11 protein-coding genes are annotated in these 18,245 nt (G+C 63.5%); 5 read left to right on the top strand and 6 right to left on the bottom strand.

Annotation, left to right across the window (positions count from 1 at the left end; all coding sequences use genetic code 11):
- Positions 1 to 195: 195 nt before the first annotated feature.
- A complete protein-coding gene (locus tag JJJ17_RS08190) occupies positions 196 to 951 on the bottom strand; it encodes an SDR family NAD(P)-dependent oxidoreductase (RefSeq protein ID WP_200685301.1) in 756 nt (251 codons plus the stop codon).
- Between the two features lie 170 nt (positions 952 to 1,121).
- On the opposite strand from JJJ17_RS08190, the gene JJJ17_RS08185 reads away from it, so the two are divergent.
- Positions 1,122 to 1,997, top strand: a complete 876-nt coding sequence (locus JJJ17_RS08185; protein ID WP_200685300.1) for an AraC family transcriptional regulator — start codon at positions 1,122 to 1,124, stop codon at positions 1,995 to 1,997.
- 107 nt (positions 1,998 to 2,104) lie between these two features.
- Here JJJ17_RS08185 and JJJ17_RS08180 read toward each other — a convergent pair whose 3' ends face one another.
- Positions 2,105 to 3,715 (bottom strand): isocitrate lyase, encoded by a 1,611-nt coding sequence (locus JJJ17_RS08180; RefSeq protein ID WP_200685299.1) that lies wholly within the window; start codon positions 3,713 to 3,715, stop codon positions 2,105 to 2,107.
- 85 nt (positions 3,716 to 3,800) lie between these two features.
- Positions 3,801 to 5,423, bottom strand: a complete 1,623-nt coding sequence (gene aceB / locus JJJ17_RS08175; protein ID WP_200685298.1) for a malate synthase A — start codon at positions 5,421 to 5,423, stop codon at positions 3,801 to 3,803.
- Between the two features lie 166 nt (positions 5,424 to 5,589).
- On the opposite strand from aceB, the gene JJJ17_RS08170 reads away from it, so the two are divergent.
- Positions 5,590 to 7,026: a helix-turn-helix domain-containing protein gene (locus JJJ17_RS08170; protein WP_200685296.1), complete on the top strand. Its 1,437-nt coding sequence runs from the start codon at positions 5,590 to 5,592 to the stop codon at positions 7,024 to 7,026.
- 109 nt (positions 7,027 to 7,135) lie between these two features.
- Here the strand turns inward: JJJ17_RS08170 and JJJ17_RS20365 are convergent, their stop codons facing one another.
- A complete protein-coding gene (locus JJJ17_RS20365; RefSeq protein ID WP_234463982.1) occupies positions 7,136 to 10,684 on the bottom strand; it encodes a BapA/Bap/LapF family prefix-like domain-containing protein in 3,549 nt (1,182 codons plus the stop codon).
- A gap of 190 nt (positions 10,685 to 10,874) precedes the next feature.
- Between JJJ17_RS20365 and JJJ17_RS08160 the strand changes: the two genes are divergently transcribed.
- The 3 genes from JJJ17_RS08160 (at position 10,875) to JJJ17_RS08150 (ending at position 15,102) form a co-directional block, all read left to right on the top strand.
- Positions 10,875 to 13,007, top strand: coding sequence for a hybrid sensor histidine kinase/response regulator (locus JJJ17_RS08160; RefSeq protein ID WP_200685294.1), 2,133 nt, complete (start codon positions 10,875 to 10,877; stop codon positions 13,005 to 13,007).
- Between the two features lie 157 nt (positions 13,008 to 13,164).
- Positions 13,165 to 13,830 carry a response regulator transcription factor gene (locus JJJ17_RS08155; protein ID WP_325168786.1) on the top strand — a complete coding sequence of 222 codons (666 nt, stop codon included), beginning with the start codon at positions 13,165 to 13,167 and terminating at the stop codon, positions 13,828 to 13,830.
- 48 nt (positions 13,831 to 13,878) lie between these two features.
- Positions 13,879 to 15,102 (top strand): glycosyltransferase, encoded by a 1,224-nt coding sequence (locus tag JJJ17_RS08150; RefSeq protein WP_200685292.1) that lies wholly within the window; start codon positions 13,879 to 13,881, stop codon positions 15,100 to 15,102.
- 82 nt (positions 15,103 to 15,184) lie between these two features.
- Here JJJ17_RS08150 and JJJ17_RS08145 read toward each other — a convergent pair whose 3' ends face one another.
- Together JJJ17_RS08145 and JJJ17_RS08140 are read right to left on the bottom strand one after the other, a co-directional pair.
- A complete protein-coding gene (locus tag JJJ17_RS08145) occupies positions 15,185 to 17,320 on the bottom strand; it encodes a TonB-dependent siderophore receptor (protein ID WP_200685290.1) in 2,136 nt (711 codons plus the stop codon).
- 112 nt (positions 17,321 to 17,432) lie between these two features.
- Positions 17,433 to 18,206, bottom strand: a complete 774-nt coding sequence (locus JJJ17_RS08140; RefSeq protein WP_200685288.1) for a carbon-nitrogen hydrolase family protein — start codon at positions 18,204 to 18,206, stop codon at positions 17,433 to 17,435.
- Positions 18,207 to 18,245 lie beyond the last annotated feature (39 nt).

The following is an 18,245-nucleotide window of genomic DNA, read 5'->3' as shown; positions in this document are numbered from 1 at the left end:
TCAACGAAGAGCGGGGCTTTGAGTTGTCCATCCAGTTCACTTGAAGAGAACCTTGGGACGATGAACTAGGTTGGTTCTAAGATGTCTCATGACAATAGCATTTTTTTTGACGCGGACATATCGGTGAAATTGCCCATTTACGCAAGGTCAACCAGAGGGTTACGGGAAATGTCCTGCACGCCTGATTGATGCGGTTCAGATCGTCTGCCCGCCCGAAACCTCGATCCGTTGCGCGGTGACCCAACGGTTCGCATCGTCCAGAAGATTTGCGATCATCGGCCCGATATCATCTGGCAATCCAACCCGCCCAAGCGCCGTCATTGCCGCGAATTGTGCGTTCGCCTCGGCATTGTCGCGGACCATGCCGCCGCCGAAATCGGTCTCGATCGCGCCCGGCGCGACGGTGTTCACGGTGATCCCGCGCCCGCCCAGTTCGCGCGCCATATAGGTGGTCAGGGTTTCGACCGCACCCTTCGCCGCCGCATAGGCCGAGAAGCCGGGATAGGAAATCCGCGTCAGCCCGGACGAGAAATTCACGATCCGCCCGCCATCGGCGATCAGCGGCAGCAGCGCCTGAACCAGAAAGAACACGCCTTTGACATGCACGTCGAAAAGCCCGTCGAACTGGGCTTCGGTGGTGGCCTCGATCATCGCATATTCGCCGTGACCGGCATTGTTGATCAGGTGGTCGAAACTGTCGCGGCCCCAATTCTCTTGCAGGGCGACCCGAAGCCTTTGGGTGAAATCGGGGAAGCTCGCGACCTCTGCCATGTCCAGTTGCAGCGCGACAGCTTTCCGGCCAAGTGCGCGGATTTCCGTGACCACTTCTTCCGCCTGCGCGGTATTGCCGCGATAGGCCACGATCACGTCGCCGCCGTGGCGGGCGATGGACAAAGCGGTGTTGCGGCCAAGGCCACGATTGGCGCCGGTAACGATTGCGATCTTGCTCATCTTTATTTCCTTCGTGCAGATGCGATGCAGGCAACATGGGGTGAAAATCGCGATCCGTGTTGCCTGTTCCTCGCCGCTTCTTGCCCGTTTCTCTGAAATGGCACGCAAGGTCTTGCCGAACGGGCCGGTTTCTTGCCTGATACCGTGAAGCCATTGCCCGGATCGCCAAGATGAACCGATCACTTCTGGACCATGTCCGCCGTCACGCTGATGCCCATGCCGACCGTTTCGGCGCGGCAATCACGCCGGTCGCGGGGCTGACCGCGGTGCGGGTCATGTATCCCGGCGAATTGCAGGTCGCCGTCAACAAGCCGCTGGTCGCGATGCTGTTGCAGGGGCGAAAGCGGGTGACGATGGGGGCCGACAGTTTCGATTTCGGTCCGGGCGAGGCGTTGCTGATCTCGGCCGATGTGCCGACGGTCAGCCAGATCATCGAGGCCAGCCCCGCCGCGCCCTATTACTCGCTGGTGCTGGAGCTTGATCCGGCGATGCTGCGCGAATTGTCGGTCGCGGCCCCGCATCTGCCGGATCCCGCCCCGATCCGGGTCGAGCCGACCGATCCCGATGTGGCCGAGGCGGCTTTGCGGCTGATGCGCCTTCTGGACCGGCCCGAGGCGCTGCCGGTTCTGCGCGACGGTCTTCTGCGCGAGATGCATTATTGGTTGCTGAACGGGCGTCACGGCGCGGCGATCCGCAGGCTTGGCGTCACCGACAGCCACGCCGGGCGCATCGCCCGCGCGGTCGAGGCAATCCGGCAGGATTATCAACGCCCGATCCGGGTCGAGCATCTGGCGGTGCTGGCAGGGATGAGCGAATCGTCATTCCATCAGCATTTCCGCAGCATCACCACGCTGTCGCCGCTGCAATTCCAGAAGCAGCTAAGGCTGATCGAGGCGCGGCGGCGGATGTTGGCAGAGGGGGCAGGGATCGCCACCGCCGCCCATGCCGTCGGCTATGAAAGCGTGCCGCAATTCACCCGTGAATATCGCCGGTTATTCGGTGCGCCGCCCGGTCAGGATATGCGGCAGGCGCAGGTCGGGGGCTGATCCGAGGGCGGGAACAAAAACGCCGCCCCGGTGAGGGGGCGGCGTGCTACCGTCAGAAGCGAAAACCCACGCCAACGGGCTCTGACGGCAGATCGGTTAGGGCCGGATCACTCGGCGGCGAACTGGTTCATGGTGTTGGCATGACCGCCCGCTTTCAAGGCGCGCTCGCCTCCGACCATTTCCTTGAACGTATCGCCCAGATCCGAGCCGACCTCGTGCTGGTGCTTCACCGCGCTGATGCCGCGACGGATTTCCTGACGCTGGACGGTTTTGACATAGGCCAGCATCTTGTCGTCGCCGAAATAACCGTGGCTCAGCTCGTCCATCGACTTCGCGGTCAGGTGGAAGGTCGGCAGCGTGATCAGGTTGTGGAACACGCCGGCGCGGGCCGAGATGTCGGTCTGGAAGCGTTGCAGGCGCTGATCCGCCTCGCGGCCCAGATCGGTATCGTCGTAATCCGCCTTCATCAGCTCGTTGCCATCCGGGTAGTCGCTTTCGCTGATCTTGCCCTCGGCCAGCCATTGGCTGCGGACCTGTTTGCGCAGGTTCAGCGTCCAGTTGAAGCTGGGCGAGTTGTTATAGGTCAGCTTCGCATTCGGCACTTCCTTGCGGATCTCGGCAACCATGCCTGCAATCTCATCGACATTCGGGGTATCGGTTTCGATCCACAGCAGATCCGCACCGCCATCTTTCAGCGAGGCGACGCAATCCTCGATCACCCGCGCCCGGCCGGTATTTTCGCGGAACGGGAACAGGCCATTCGCCAGACGAACCGGCTTCACGAATTCGCCGCCCTGATACAGCGCCAGTTCGCCCTCGCGGATCGGGTTTTCTTCGGTGATCTGTTCGGTCTTCAGCCATTTGATATACTGGCTGGCAAGATCGCCCGGCTGCTGGCTGACCGGAACCTTCTGGGTCAGACCAGCGCCAAGGCTGTCGGTGCGGGCCACAATCACACCGTCATCAACGCCCAGTTCCTCGAAGGCCAGACGGCAGGCGCGCAGTTTCTCGATAAAGTCCTCGCGCGGGACGGTGACCTTGCCGTCCTGGTGACCGCATTGCTTGGCGTCCGAGACCTGATTTTCGATCTGCAGACAGCAGGCACCCGCCTTGATCAGCTCTTTCGCCAGCAGATAGGTGGCGTGTTCGTTGCCGAAGCCCGCATCGATATCGGCGATGATCGGAACGACATGGCTTTCGAAATTGTCGATCGCCTCGATCGCCTGCGCACGCTCGGCTTCCGTGGTCGCGGCTTTCAGTGTCTTGAACAGATCGTTCAGCGCAACCTCATCCGCCTGACGCAGCGAGACATAGATCTCGTGGATCAGATCGGCGACGGCAGTTTTTTCGTGCATCGACTGATCGGGCAGGTGGCCCCAACGGTTGCGCAGCCCGGCGACCATCCAGCCGGACAGATAGACATAGGTGCCCTTGGCGGTGCCGCGCAGGCGCTTCACGGATTTGATCATCTGCTGGGCGTGAAAGCCCGACCAGCAGCCCAGCGATTGGGTGAATTTCGACGGATCGGCATCATAGGCCGCCATATCGCCGCGCATCACCGTTGCCATGTCGCGGGCAACGTCCAGATGGGTGTCATAGGTGTTTTGCAGCTTAAGCTGAACGATGTCATCCACCGAGACGCCGCTGCTCGTGTGGCCCGACGGATAGCGGGCGGCGACATCCTGGCGCAGTTCGGCGTAAGATTTACGGTTGGCCATGTTCGTTCCTTTCGTCATGGTCAGAGACGGAAGGGCCGTCAAAGGCCCTTCCAAGGGAGAGATTGTTGCGGGGTTTGGACCGGACTTAATCGAGCGCGTTCAGCACCTGATAGGCCGGCGTGGTGATGAAATCGGGCAGAGCCTCTGCCGTTGCCGCGTCCAGCAGCAGGCGGCAGGCCGAGGCGTAATGCCCGCGATGGAAGCCGTTCGGGCCAAGCCGTTCCAGCAGACGCCCGATCTCGCCCTGAACCAGTTGGCCCAGCCAGTCGGCGCTAAGGTTCCGCTCGCTGCCGTCCTCCATCTCGACCGGGGCGCGGTGGCGGATCCATTGCCACAATTGCGCGCGGCTGATTTCGGCGGTGGCGGCGTCTTCCATCAGGTTGTTGATCGGCACCGCGCCGCGGCCTTGCAGCCATTGCGCCAGATATTCGATCGCGATCGAGACATTGGCGCGGACACCTGCCTCGGTGATCTGGCCCTGATGCGGCTTCAGCAGCATCGCCGGTTCGATCCGAAACTCCTGACGCGGGCGGTTGATCTGGTTCGGGCCGGGCATGGCGGCGTCAAAGACCTGCAATGCGACCGGAACCAGATCGGGATGCGCGACCCAGGTGCCGTCATGGCCCATCTCGACCTCGCGCTGTTTGTCGGCGCGGACCTTGGCAAAGGCGGTCTCGTTGGCGGCATCGTCATCCTTGACCGGGATTTGCGCGGCCATCCCGCCCATCGCGTGAACGCCGCGACGGTGGCAGACCTTGACCAGACGGGCCGCATAGGTGGCCAGAAAGGCGCGGTCCATGGTGACCTCTGCCCGGTCGGGCAGGACATAGGCCGGATGATTGCGCAAGGTCTTGATGTAGCTGAAGATATAATCCCAACGGCCACAGTTCAGCCCGGCGATATGTTCGCGCAGTTCCCAGATGATCTCATCCATCTCGAAGGCGGCGGGCAGGGTCTCGATCAGGACGGTCGCCTTGATCGTGCCTTGCGCCAGACCCGTCCGTTCCTGTGCGAAGAGGAAGACATCGTTCCAGAACCGCGCCTCGCGGTGGCTTTCCAGCTTTGGCAGGTAATAGAACGGCCCGCGACCCGAGGCGGCCAAGGCGCGGCCGTTATGGAAGATGTTCAGACCGAAATCGAACAGCGCGGCTGAGACCGGCTGACCGCCGATCAGGACATTCGCTTCCGACATATGCAGCCCGCGCGGGCGGACGATCATCAGGGCCGGAACGGCGCCGACACGATAGGATTTGCCGGTTTTCGGATCGTCGAAATCCAGCGTCCCGTCACGGTAGTCCAGCATATTCGCATGACCGGCGATGATATTGGCGAAGCCGGGCGAGGTCGCATCCTCGAAATCGGCCATGAAGACCTTGGCCCCGGAATTCAGCGCGTTGATCATCATCTTGCGATCAACCGGGCCGGTGATCTCGACGCGGCGGTCCTGCAATGCTTCGGGCAGCGGCGCGGCTTGCCAGATGCCTTTGCGGATCTCGGTGGTTTCGGGCAGATAATCGGGCAATTCGCCACGGTCGATCCGCTCTTGCCGACGCTGACGGGCGACCATCAGCGCGTGAAGACGCAGGCCGAAGCGGGCCTGAAGCTCGGCCACGAAGTTCAGTGCTTCCGCGGTCAGGACAAGCTCGGCCCCCGGCGCGGTGCGCAGGACAAGGGGCGGCGACAGGGTCGGGACACGATCAAGCGGCATTTCATGACTCCAAGCGTTGGCGTTAGCTTTGTAAAGTAACTGTAGTAATGTCATGCTGCATGTGCATCATATACTTGTAATAAAGAGGTTTTCTTGTAAGTTATGTCGTGACGCTTCCTGAAAATTTGTAATGTTTGTCACTTTAAGGCACCCCGGAGGGCACCAAATGGCAGAGCGCGGAGAGAAGCTGATCATCGGCCAGAGGCTGAAGGTTCTGCGCAATTCGCTGGGCCTGACGCAGGCGCAGATGGCGGCAGAGCTAGGGATTTCCGCGAGTTACATCACCCTGATCGAGGCGGATCAGCGTCCGGCCTCGGCCCGGCTCTTGATGAAACTGGCCGAGGTTTATGACCTGAACATCTCGGAGCTTGCCCCCTCGACCGATACCCAGCTTGCCGCGGATTTCGCGGCGGCTTTGAAAGATCCGGCGATTGGCGGTCACATGACACGCACCGAGGTCGAGGCGGTGTTGCAGGCTTCCCCCCGGATTGCGCAGGCTTTCGTGCGGCTGCACGACCAGTATCGCGAATCGCTGCTGCGCGGTCAGGACGACACCAATCCGCTGACCGACCGCGACAAGGTCGAGGTGCTGGTGGACCATTCCCGCCCGGTCGAAAGCGTGCGCGGCTGGTTCTATTCGAACCGCAACCATTTCGACCCGCTGGACCGGGCTGCCGAAGCTTTGGCCGAGCAACTGGGCCTGCATCGCCGTGAACCGCATATCGCGCTGAGCGAACGTCTGGCGACGCATGGTCTCAACGTGCGGATTCTGCCCGCAGCGGTCATGGCCGACCAGCTTCGCCGTTTCGATCCGCATCGGCGCGAATTGCTGCTGTCGGAACTGCTGGGTCAGTCAAGCCGCCGGTTCCAGATCGGTGTCCTTCTGGGCCAGCTTGAACAGCGAGACCTGACCGAGCAACTGGTGTCCGAGGCAGGCCTGAACGATCCGGCGGCGCTGTCGCTGATGCGCGTCAGCCTGTCGAACTACTTTGCGGCGGCGCTGCTGATGCCCTATTCGCGGTTTCTCTCGGCCTGTGAATCGACGCGCTATGATGTCGAATTGCTGTCGCACCGCTTCGGCACCAGTTTCGAACAGACCGCCCATCGCATGTCCACGCTGCAACGGTCCGATGCGCGGGGGATTCCGTTCTATTTCGTCCGCGTCGATCAGGCGGGCAATATCTCGAAACGTTTCAGCGCCGGGCGTTTCCCGTTCTCGCGCTTCGGCGGCACCTGTCCGTTGTGGAATATCCATTCCAGCTTCGAGACGCCCGAGAGGGTTCAGACCCAGGTGATCCGCATGCCGGAAGGGGTCAGCTATTTCTCGGTCGCGCGGACGGTGACGCGGGCAGGGGGCAGTCATGGCGCGCCCGCGCAAAGGCTGGCCATCGGGCTGGGCTGCGATGTCGCCTATGCGCCGCGTCTGGTCTATGCCGACGGCATCGATCTGGACCGCACCAAGCCGGTCGATATCGGGCTGAACTGCTATCTGTGCGAACGCCCCGATTGCTCGGCCCGCGCCCATGCGCCGATCAACCGCAAACTTGAAGTGAATGAGCGTGAACGCAGTCTGGCGATCTTCCGCTTTCAGGGAGAGCCGTGATCCGGCTGTAATCCGGGGCAGGGCTCCGGGACAGGGCATTCTGCAAAATGATCGGGACGCCCTTAATTGGGCGCCCCGTTGGGTCGTGCGGTTGGATTGCGAGACGATGTCAGGCCGTGACGTCGTCGCTTGATCCGCCGAGGTCTGAGAGCAGGTTGCCAGTGCTCAGCAGATCCTCGGAGCTGTCAGTGAGGCCACCCAGGAGAGAGCCGTCACCCAGCAGACCGCCGACCGTATCCGTGATACCAGCCAGCAAACCACCGTCATCATCGCCGCCCAGAAGGCCGTCGATGGTTTCGGTCACACCGGCCAGCAGGCCGTCGTCACCATCGCCACCCAGCAGCCCGCCGATCGTGTCGGTCACGCCGCCGAGAAGGCCACCGGCACCACCGCCGAGCAAGCCGCCCAGCAGATCGCCGTCACCGTCGCCACCCAGCAGGCCACCAACCGTGTCGGTCACGCCGCCGATGAGGCCACCGGCACCGCCGCCAAGCAGACCACCCAGCAGGTCGCCGTCACCGTCGCCACCCAGCAGGCCACCGACCGTGTCGGTCACACCACCGATGAGGCCACCGGCACCGCCACCGAGCAAGCCGCCCAGCAGATCGCCGTCACCGTCGCCTCCGAGCAGGCCACCAACCGTGTCGGTCACACCACCGAGAAGGCCACCAGCACCGCCGCCGAGCAGACCACCCAGCAGATCGCCGTCACCATCGCCACCCAGCAGGCCGCCAACCGTGTCGGTTACGCCGCCGAGAAGGCCACCGGCACCACCACCGAGCAAGCCGCCCAGCAGATCACCGTCACCATCGCCACCCAGCAGGCCACCAACCGTGTCGGTCACTCCACCGAGAAGGCCACCGGCTCCGCCGCCGAGCAGACCGCCCAGCAGATCGCCGTCACCGTCGCCTCCGAGCAGGCCACCAACCGTGTCGGTCACGCCGCCGAGAAGGCCACCGGCTCCGCCACCGAGCAAGCCGCCCAGCAGATCGCCGTCACCATCGCCGCCCAGCAGGCCACCAACCGTGTCGGTCACTCCGCCGAGAAGGCCACCGGCTCCGCCGCCGAGCAGACCGCCCAGCAGATCGCCGTCACCGTCGCCACCCAGCAGGCCACCGATCGTGCCGGTCACACCGCCAAGCAGGCCACCAGCGCCGCCTCCGAGCAAGCCACCCAGCAGGCCACCGCCTTCGCCTCCATCGCCCAGCAATCCGGTGCCGGTCAGTTCTCCGACCAGTCCGTTCGTGCCGGTGACCGAGGCCAGAAGGCCGTGATCGCCGATGACATCACCCAGAAGGCCTTCGTTGCCAGTCACATCCCCGAGCAGCCCGTCATTGCCCGTGATATCTCCCAGCAATCCGCCATCCGCGATGATCGGATCAAGCAGGCCCTGATCTCCGTCGATGCCCAGCAGGCCACCGATGGTCCCGGTCACGCCGCCGACAAGGCCGCCAGCGCTGCCCAGCAGACCACCAGCCGTGTCGGTGATGCCGCCCAGCAGATCGCCCGCTCCGGCGCCGTCCAGCAGGCCGCCGATCGTGCCGGTCACACCACCGACCAGATCGCCGACACCAGCCGGGATGAGACCGCCGATCAGGCCGCCACTACCTTCGCCGCCATCGCCCAGAAGACCAGAGCCGGTCAGATCGCCGACCAGACCATTCGCCCCGGTGATCGAGCCAAGCAGCCCGGTATCGCCGATGACATCACCCAGAAGGCCGTCATTGCCAGTCACATCCCCGAGCAGCCCGTCATTGCCCGTGATATCTCCCAGCAATCCGCCATCCGCAATGATCGGGTCCAGCAGGCCCTGATCGCCGTCGATGCCCAAGAGGCCGCCGACCACTCCGGTCACTCCGCCGACAAGGCCACCGGCCCCGCCCAGCAGATCGCCTGCGGTATCGGTCACGCCGTCCAGAAGACCGCCTTCGCCGCCAAGCACCCCGTCAAGGATACCGCCCAGCAGCCCGTCGCCTCCGTTGCCGTCACCGCTGCCACCCAGCAGGCCGGTTCCGGTCAGATCGCCGACCAGACCACCGTTTCCGGTGAGGTCGCCCAGAAGGCCGTCATTGCCGATCAGATCGCCGACGACGCCGTTCGAGCCGGTCACATCGCCCAGGAGGCCACCGTTTCCGGTAATGTCGCCCAAGAGACCACCATCGCCGACAAGCGGGTCAAGGATGCCCTGCGAGCCATCGCCCACACCGTCACCCAGGATCGGCACGCCGATCAGACCCGAGGCAAGATCGCCCAGAGGCCCATCTTCGCCCAGCAATCCGCCCAGCAGCCCATCAGAGCCGGTCACATCGCCCAGCAGACCGTCATTTCCGGTGATGTCACCAAGCAGGCCGCCATCCCCGAGGATCGGATCGAGCAGACCTTGAACATCATCGGTCCCATCGGTCGGATCGGTGCCGTCAGTCGGGTCAGTTCCGTCGGTCGGGTCGGTTCCGTCGGTCGGGTCAGTCCCGTCAGTCGGATCGGTTCCGTCGGTCGGGTCAGTGCCGTCGGTCGGATCGGTGCCGTCAGTCGGATCGGTCCCATCGGTCGGATCGGTGCCGTCAGTCGGATCGGTGCCGTCGGTCGGATCGGTGCCGTCGGTCGGATCGGTCCCATCAGTCGGATCGGTTCCGTCGGTCGGGTCAGTGCCGTCGGTCGGATCGGTCCCATCAGTCGGGTCAGTTCCGTCGGTCGGGTCGGTTCCGTCGGTCGGGTCCGTCCCGTCAGTCGGATCGGTGCCGTCGGTCGGGTCCGTCCCGTCAGTCGGATCGGTTCCATCAGTGGGGTCGGTCCCGTCGGTCGGGTCGGTTCCATCAGTGGGGTCGGTTCCGTCGGTCGGATCGGTTCCGTCGGTCGGATCGGTTCCGTCAGTCGGATCGGTTCCGTCAGTCGGATCGGTCCCATCGGTCGGATCGGTGCCGTCAGTCGGATCGGTGCCGTCAGTCGGGTCGGTCCCGTCAGTTGGGTCGGTCCCGTCAGTTGGGTCGGTCCCATCGGTCGGGTCGGTTCCGTCGGTCGGGTCAGTCCCGTCAGTCGGATCGGTTCCGTCGGTAGGGTCAGTGCCGTCGGTCGGGTCAGTCCCGTCAGTCGGATCGGTTCCATCCGTCGGGTCAGTCCCGTCGGTCGGATCGGTTCCGTCAGTCGGATCGGTTCCGTCAGTCGGATCGGTTCCGTCAGTCGGATCGGTTCCGTCAGTCGGATCGGTCCCATCGGTCGGATCGGTGCCGTCAGTCGGATCGGTGCCGTCAGTCGGGTCGGTCCCGTCGGTCGGGTCAGTCCCGTCGGTCGGGTCAGTTCCGTCAGTCGGATCGGTGCCGCCACCGCCACCACCACCGCTCGCACCCATTGCGGCTGCCAGACCTGCTGCGCCCAGAGCTGCGATGCCGGCGGCGCCGTCGTCAGCGAACATGCCGGCCCCAAGGCCGGCCTCTTCTTCGCCATTCTCGTCAAGCTGAATGATCGTGCCATCGCCCAGAACGATCTGATGCGCGGTGCCGTCCTCGGTCGGGATGAAAAATCCTTGGACCAGAATCTCGTCGCCGCTCGCAAGCTGGATGACAAGATCGTCGCCGGTTTTCACATAGCCATTGATGTCAGCCCGAAGAGCCGAAATCGATACATCGGCAATCGTGCCGGCCTGGATGATGCTCTGAGCCATTTGGCTGTCCTCTCTGATGCAGGTCCCCCTGGACCGGACACTGAGTAGAAAGGCGACATGAAAAAGAATCGATCCGTTGGTATGTATTCTTGACCCATACTAAAGTTATGTCAACATAACTATTGCGATCCATACGTTTCTTTCTGGCTGTATTTCTGGATCGCTTCTCTTGCTGGATGCAGAGGTCGTCGTGGGAAGGCTTGTCGTGCCGGAAACCTTTGTCCAAGATCATGAAAACTGGCTGGGCCAGCTTGCGCGACAGGTCTGCGACCAGCCGTCGGCATGGCCCGAATTGGGGCCGGGAATCGGGTCGCGGGCGATGAGGGGCGAAAGGGTGCAGCAGCAGGAGAATGGCGAGGAAACCGGGCGCGAGGATGCGACCGACGCGGCAGAGCGGCGCGACAAGGCGGCGTTGGCCCGCCCGGTGTTGCAGGCTCTGGCCCGCCTCATCGCCACCGATCGGCGCGCGGTCGTGCTGGCCAATCTGCGCGGCGATATCCTTCTGACCAACGGCCCGGCACAGCGACTGGGCCTTGACGGTCCGGCCCTGACCGAGCGGCTGGATTGGCCGGGCCTCTGTCGCAGGGCGCAGCGGGCGGGCAGCGTGGCGCTGAACTGGCAGGATCAGGGGCAGGATTATCAGGGAGAGCTGGTTCAGATCCCGCTTGGGCCTGCTTCGGGTTTTCTGCTGCGCCTGTCGGAAAGCGATCAAGAGGCCGCGCTGCTGCGCAACCGCGCGCGCTCGGCCACGCTGATGCGGGTTGCGCATGATCTGCGCACGCCGATCCAGTCGCTTCTTGCCACTGCCGAGGCCCTGCTGGACCCGCAACCCGAAGCGGGCGACCGCGCCGCCGTAACCAATCGCCTGCGCCGCGCCGCCGAACTGGCGCTGGATCATGTCAGCAATGTTCTGGGCGTGATCCGGGGCGAGCGAAGCGTTGCGGGCACGCAGCCGGATGAGGATTTCCGCATTGCCGAGGAACTGCGCAGCCTGATCGCGCTGGTCGAGCCTATCGCCGCCGCCCGCGCGACCGAGGTGACGCTGACCGTGGACGCGCCCGAGGATCTGCTGCTGCACGGTCCGCTGCGCTTTGTCCGGGCGCTGTGCCAGAACATGATCGACAACTCGGTCAATCACGGCGGCGGTCGGGTTCAGGTGCTGCTGTCCTGCAAGCCGCTGCATCCGACGGTGCTGGACGACGATCAGGACGAAATCTGGGCGATCCGGGTCGAGGTGCGGGACGAAGGCGGCGGTCTGCCCCCGGCGCAGCGCGCGCGGTTGAGCGAGGCTTTGGGACTGCCGATGGGCGATCTGCCTGCGCCTGCCGAAACGACGGGCAAGCGTCCCTCGGCCGGGCTGAACGTCCTGGCCCATGCGCTGAAACAGTTGGGCGGTCAGATCACCGTCGCAGACCGTGGCCCGGATGGCGAACCTATTGCGCCGGATGTTCAGGCGCGGGTGGTGGGCACGGTTCTGGCCGCCAGCTTCAGCCTGCCGCGCGCGCCGGAACTGCCGGACCTGCCGCGTCTTTCGGTGGCTGCCGATGCGCCGCTGGTCGGACGCAGCATCGTGTTGGTCGAGGATAGCCCGGCCAGCCGCGACTGGCTGAGCCAGATCGTCGAAAGTTTCGGGGCCGAGGTGCTGGCGGTCGGCAGCGGTCCCGAGGCGCTGGCGCTGCTGGCCCGTAAAGAGGTGGCAAGCCGGGTGGAGCTGGTGCTGACCGACGTGACCCTGCCGCGGATGAGCGGGATCGAACTGGCGCGGGTGTTGCGGGCGGGCGATCCTTCGGCCTCGGTTCCGTGGCGGGGCAGGGTGGTCGGGCTGACCGCCCATGTCGATCCGCAGATCCGCGCCGCCTGTCTTGAGGCGGGGATGCTGCGGGTGCTGGAAAAACCGATCCGCCCGCAAGAGCTTTCCGCAGCTTTGGTCGAGGCTCTGGCCGATGCGCCGATCCGCGACAGCGGGGCCGAGGCCGCCGCTGCGGCGCGGCTGGCGCGGCAGACCGTGCTGGACGAAGAGATCGCCGCCGATCTGATCGAACGTCTGGGCCAAGGCCCGGCACGCGACTTCATGAACCGGGCGCTGGCCGAGGCGCGGACGGTGCTGGAAGGGCTGAAGCAGGAAGGCATCGGACCGGACACGCCAAGGCAATTGCATGCCGCCACCGGGGCCAGCGGGTTGACCGGGCTGGTTCTGGTCGAAAAGCGGCTGAGAGCCATCGAACTGGCCGTGGCCGAAGATCCGGTAACGATTTCAGACCTTTTCGCACCGCTGGAAGAGGCTTTGGAAGAGACCCGCAAGATGACCGAAAAACTGTCATGAGCGGAAAGCTGACGATTCAGTCAACTTGTAGCCTTCGCAGAGAAGGATATATCGCAAACCATACTAAAGAATAGTATATGATAGTCATGGTAACCAGGACCCGCCAGCCCGCCGCTCATACTCTCTTTCCGGTTTCGAGAGGCAGGGGAAGCGTTAGATGGCGATGAAGCCGGGGGCAGAGCAGATGAACGAACATACGCCGAAAACCCTGAATGTGTTGATCGCGGACGACCACGCGATGATCCTTGAAATGTTTGAACTGTATCTGGCGGGGGTGCCGGATATCGATGTCAGGACCGTGCCCGATCTTCCGGCGGCGCTGGATGCGATTGACGGACATGGGCCGTTCGATCTGGTGCTGGTCGATCTGGACATGCCGGGCATGGACGGGCTGACCGGGTTGGGCAAGGCGCTGCAGCGCAACGGTAAGAAGCCGGTCGGCATCCTGACCAGCAACCCCGCTTCGCGGGTGGTGGATGAGGTGATGTCGCTGGGCGGCGCGGGGATCGTCCTGAAGACCGCCTCGCTGAAGAACCTTGCCAACGAGATCCGTTTTATGGCGGGGGGCGGGCGTTATCTGCCAATAGAGCTGGTCGAAAAACGCAGCGGTCGCAGCAGCGACGATTCCGAGGCGACGCTGTCGAAACGCGAATTCACCGTGCTGGAGCTTCTGGCCGAGGGCAAGCTGAACCGGGAGATCGGGGCGGCGCTGAGCCTTGCCGAGCCGACGGTGAAAATGCATGTGAAATCGATCTGCAAAAAGCTGGGCGCGACCAACCGCACGCAGGCTGTGGTGGTGGCACGCGACCGCAAACTGATCTGACAACATCCGAGTCACACCGATATCGGCAACCGGACGAAGGGGGTGCCCATGTCGAAACCAGTGATCGTTTTCGTGGGCGCCGTCTATCCCGGCCAGTTCGGAGCCCTTTGTGACCATCTCCGCCGGACCGGACAGGCCGAGGCCTATTTTCTGACGACGCCCGGTCATCGTCAGAAACATGCCGATCGTGGCCCGCATATTCTGGCGTTTCAGCCGGACGGTCCCATCGTGGGTGATCCGAATTACTACTATACGGCCAAGTTGGAACGCTCGGCCCGGATCGGGCGGGGCGTCTTGCTGGCGCTGCGCGAGTTTCAGAAAACCAAGCCCATCGATGTGGTCGTCGCCCATTCGCTATGGGGCGCGCCGCATTTTCTTTATGACGAGATCGACGCGGCCATCGTCAGCTATGTCGAATTTCCCAGCTATCGCGCCCATGGCTGGGATCCGTCCTATCCGCCCGATCTGGCCCAGCGGATGAGCGACAAGAATATCGAGATGCTGCATTTCCATCAGGCCCTGCGCAGCGATCTGGTGATCTGCCCCAGCCATCACGCCAAGCGCATGTTCCCGCCCGCACTTCAGGGCAATATCGAGGTTCAGCTTGAAGGGCTGGAGATCGAGGAGGCCGCGCCCGAAACCGCGTCTGACCATCGCTTCACCATCGGCTTCTCGGCCCGCGATCTGTCCAGCTCGAAGGGGTTTGATACCTATATGCGGCTGGTGGACAGGCTGGCGCGCGAAGGGATGGATGCGGATTTCGTGGCGCTTGGCGGCTCGGACGGGTCCACCTACGGCTATGAACAGCAATGGGTGCAGCGGAAATATGGCGGCGAGGTCGCCGATTTCCGCGGCCATCTGATGCGCGAATATCCCGAAGCGGCGAAGGTGATCGATTGCCCCGGCAAGCTGCCCTACGCCGAATTTGCCCGCCGTCTGCGCGGGATCGATCTGTTCCTCTATCCGCTTCGCTACGGCGTCGCCAATTGGGGCTTGATGGAGATCCTTATGCGTGGCGGCTGTGTCGTGGCCCCTGATCGCGGCTATCCGGCCGAGTTGATCCAGAACGAGGTGAACGGGGTTCTGCTGCCTGATGACGACGAGGCATGGTTGTCGGCGATCCGGGCGCTGAAAGACGATCCCGACCGCCGCGCGCGGCTAAGCCGGTCGGCGCGGATTCTGGGGCAACAGTTCAGCCTGTCATCGGTCGCGCCGCGATACATGCAACTGTTCCGGCAGGCGGTCGAGAACCGGGCGCGGCGGAGCAGTTAGAGGAACAGTCACGGGCCGCGCCTTGGCGGCTCGCGCGCTGTCGGTATCTATTCAACGAAGAAGCTGCCGCGTTGCGCGATTTCTACCATTTGTAGCGCAGAGTGGCGCTGGCGACGCGCTCATCGCCGAATTCGCAACCCCATTCGGTGCAGGCCTCGATCCGGCGGTCGGCCAGATTGCTCACATTCAGATCCAGCGTCACCCCCGCAAGTTCCGGTCGCCGCGCGCCGAAGTCATAGCTGGCGGCAAGGTCCACAAGCGTCTGTCCCTTGTTCCAGATCGCATTGCCATTATCGCCCCAATAGCCCGACCAGTGCCGGACGCCGCCGCCAAGGGTCAGCCCGTTCAGCGCGCCTTCATCGAAGGTATAATCAAGCCAGATCGAGGCCAGTTGCCGTGGCGTGTCGAACTGACGGTTACCCTCTGTGCCGTCATTCGCCTCGGTGATTTCGCTGTCGAGATAGGTATAGGCCATGACTGCCTGAACCGGGCCGATCTTGGTCCGTCCTTCGACCTCGACCCCGCGCATCCGGACTTCGCCGGTCTGGATCGATTCGAATTGATGGTCGGGATCGTCGGTCAGCACATTGGTCCGCCGCAGATCGAAGGCCGAGAAGGTCAGCAGGGTATCGCTGCCGGTCGGCTGGTATTTCACCCCGATCTCGACCTGTTTGCCGATCGAGGGTTCAAATGGCGTCTTGTCCCACGTCTGGCCCGGTTCGGGCTTGAACGAAGTCGCGTAAGAGGCATAGGGCGCAAGGCCGTTATCCATCAGATACAGCACGCCCGCATTCCATGAGACCTTGGAATCGTCGGTCGCCGTGTCCCATTCCGTGCCTTCGACATCGAGGCTGGTCTTGGCGCTGTCATGGCGCAGCCCTGCCGACAGACGCCAGCGGCCAAGCTCGACCTGATCCTGCAGATAGATGCCGGTATGGCTGATCTTTTCCTGCGAGGCCGCCGCGCGCGGATAGTCGGGGAAGGTCAGCCCATAGACCGGATCAAGCAGATCGATTGCCGGTCCCATGCCATAAAGGTAATCGCTGCCATTCACCGATTTGCTGTGCCGGTAATCGACGCCCGCCAACAGCGTGTGCCGCGCCGCGCCGGTGTCGAAATTCGCGGTGAGGCGGGTGTCGATGGCGAATTGTTTCAGCGTCTCGTCCAGCAGGTAGGGGGTGCGCAGATAGGTGCTGGGCGTATCGGTCGGATCATCGGTCGGGAAGGCGATGTAAAGCTGGCGATAGCTGACATCCAGCCGCTGATAGCGGGCATTCTGGGTGAAGGTCAGATTTGGCGTGATCTCGCGGCTGAATTCATAGCCGATCGCCCATTGCTCTTGCGTGTAGGTGTCGAAATTCGGATCGCCGATATTGATGTCGCTGGGCAGTTGGTCGATCAGCTCTGGCGGAACGCTTTGCGAGCCTTCGGCCCCGGTGGCGCGGCGGTAATGGGTCAGGATCGTCAGCGAGGTCGCATCATCGGGGCGCCATGTCAGGCTGGGCGCAAGATAAAGGCGGTCATCCTCGACCTGATCGATCATGGTGTTCGCATCCTGCACCATCCCGACCAAGCGCCAACCAAGGCTCGATCCGTCGCCGATCACGCCGTTCAGATCGACCCCGGCCTGCAGGCGGCTATAGCTGCCATATTGCAACATCGTCTCGCCGCCAGGTTCGAAGGTCGGGCGCTTGCTGACCACATTGACCATGCCGCCGGGACTCATCTGTCCGTAAAGGACCGAGGCCGGGCCTTTCAGCACCTCGACCCGTTCGGCCCCGAATGGCTCGATCTGCGGTTGGGCGCGGTCCATGCCGGTCGGGTCGATCAGGCCGTCCTGATAGCCGCTTTGGTAATTCGAAAAGCCGCGCAGCCGTTCGGTCCAGTTGGTCCGGTTGGTGGCGATCGGGGTCGAAAAGACACCCGGCGTATAGCCAAGCGTTTCGCCGATGGTCTGGGCGCCGCCGCGCGCTGCGATCTCGGTCGAGGACACGACGCTGATGGCGCGGGGCGTTTCAAGGATCGGGGTGTCGGATTTGGTGGCGGTGCGGCTTTCAAGGGCGAAGGGGCCGTCTATCGGGCCGGTCGCGCTTTCGCCGTGCAGGGTGATGGTCTGCAGGGTGTAGGGTTCGGTGGCAGTGTCCTGAGCCAAAAGTGCTGCGGGCGAGGTGGCGCAGAGGACAAGAGACAGCGGCAGCAGAAGATGGTTCGCACTCATCGCGACCTCCAGATTGGCAAGGCTGGATTGGTCGCTGGCGCTTCACACTGGCTGGCGCGGAAGTATCACCCGTTCGTGAACTGGGTCAAGTTCGCGGCACCTGCACTTATGGTCAGTAGGGGCGGCGCAGATCGCCGAGTTGGGTCGAGAGCAGATCAGAGCCGTCATCCGCGGGCAGATCGACGATCAGAACCGTCTGGCCCGTCGCGGTTCCGGCGCTGGCAAGGGGCTTGCCATCAGGCCCGGCAATGACCGAGCCGCCGCCGAAGACCAGATCCCCGTCCGGCCCGCTGTAATTCGCATAGGCCACGGTCACCCGGTTTTCATAGGCGCGGGCAGGGACAAGGATGTCCTGGACATGCTCGAAACCCTGCGGATTGGCGGTCGGCACCAGCAGCACCTGCGCGCCGCGACCGGCCAGATCGCGGGCATGTTCGGGAAATTCGATATCGTAGCAGATCAGCATTCCAAGCTGCCGATCCTTGAAAGCAAAGACCGGCGGGGCATCGTGGCCGGGGGTGAAACTGGCACGCTCCATCTCGCCGAAAAGCTGGATCTTGCGGTAATGGGCCAGACGGGCCCCATCGGGGCCGATGAAGGAAGCGGCGTTATAGACGGCGTTGCCATCACGCTCGGCCCAGCCATAGGCGATGGCAAGCCCGTTATTGCGGGCAATGGCGGCGATACTGCGGCTCCATTCGCCATCAAGCGGTTGCGACAGGTCGCGATGGGCGGAGGGCTGGTTATAGCCGGGCAGGAACAGTTCCGGCAGGATCAGCAGATCCACATTCTGTAGCGACAGCGAAGCGGCAAGGGTTTCGAGCTGCGCCAGCGCCGTGCCATCCGCAGCATCGCCGGGGGACATCTGGGCAAGAGCAAGGCGCATGGTGTGTTTCCCCTTGGTGACGGTTTGAGAGGAAGGTGG

This window comes from Paracoccus caeni (genome assembly GCF_016629665.1).
GTDB lineage: Bacteria > Pseudomonadota > Alphaproteobacteria > Rhodobacterales > Rhodobacteraceae > Paracoccus > Paracoccus caeni.
Note: the sequence above shows the minus strand (reverse complement) of the source record. Positions and strands in the feature narration are given on the sequence as shown.

Coding starts and splice junctions, on each gene's coding strand:
- JJJ17_RS08190 (WP_200685301.1), bottom strand. CDS start 951: ATGAGCAAGATCGCAATCGTTACCGGCGCCAATCGTGGCCTTGGCCGC.
- JJJ17_RS08185 (WP_200685300.1), top strand. CDS start 1,122: ATGAACCGATCACTTCTGGACCATGTCCGCCGTCACGCTGATGCCCAT.
- JJJ17_RS08180 (WP_200685299.1), bottom strand. CDS start 3,715: ATGGCCAACCGTAAATCTTACGCCGAACTGCGCCAGGATGTCGCCGCC.
- aceB (WP_200685298.1), bottom strand. CDS start 5,423: ATGCCGCTTGATCGTGTCCCGACCCTGTCGCCGCCCCTTGTCCTGCGC.
- JJJ17_RS08170 (WP_200685296.1), top strand. CDS start 5,590: ATGGCAGAGCGCGGAGAGAAGCTGATCATCGGCCAGAGGCTGAAGGTT.
- JJJ17_RS20365 (WP_234463982.1), bottom strand. CDS start 10,684: ATGGCTCAGAGCATCATCCAGGCCGGCACGATTGCCGATGTATCGATT.
- JJJ17_RS08155 (WP_325168786.1), top strand. CDS start 13,165: ATGGCGATGAAGCCGGGGGCAGAGCAGATGAACGAACATACGCCGAAA.
- JJJ17_RS08150 (WP_200685292.1), top strand. CDS start 13,879: ATGTCGAAACCAGTGATCGTTTTCGTGGGCGCCGTCTATCCCGGCCAG.
- JJJ17_RS08145 (WP_200685290.1), bottom strand. CDS start 17,320: ATGAGTGCGAACCATCTTCTGCTGCCGCTGTCTCTTGTCCTCTGCGCC.
- JJJ17_RS08140 (WP_200685288.1), bottom strand. CDS start 18,206: ATGCGCCTTGCTCTTGCCCAGATGTCCCCCGGCGATGCTGCGGATGGC.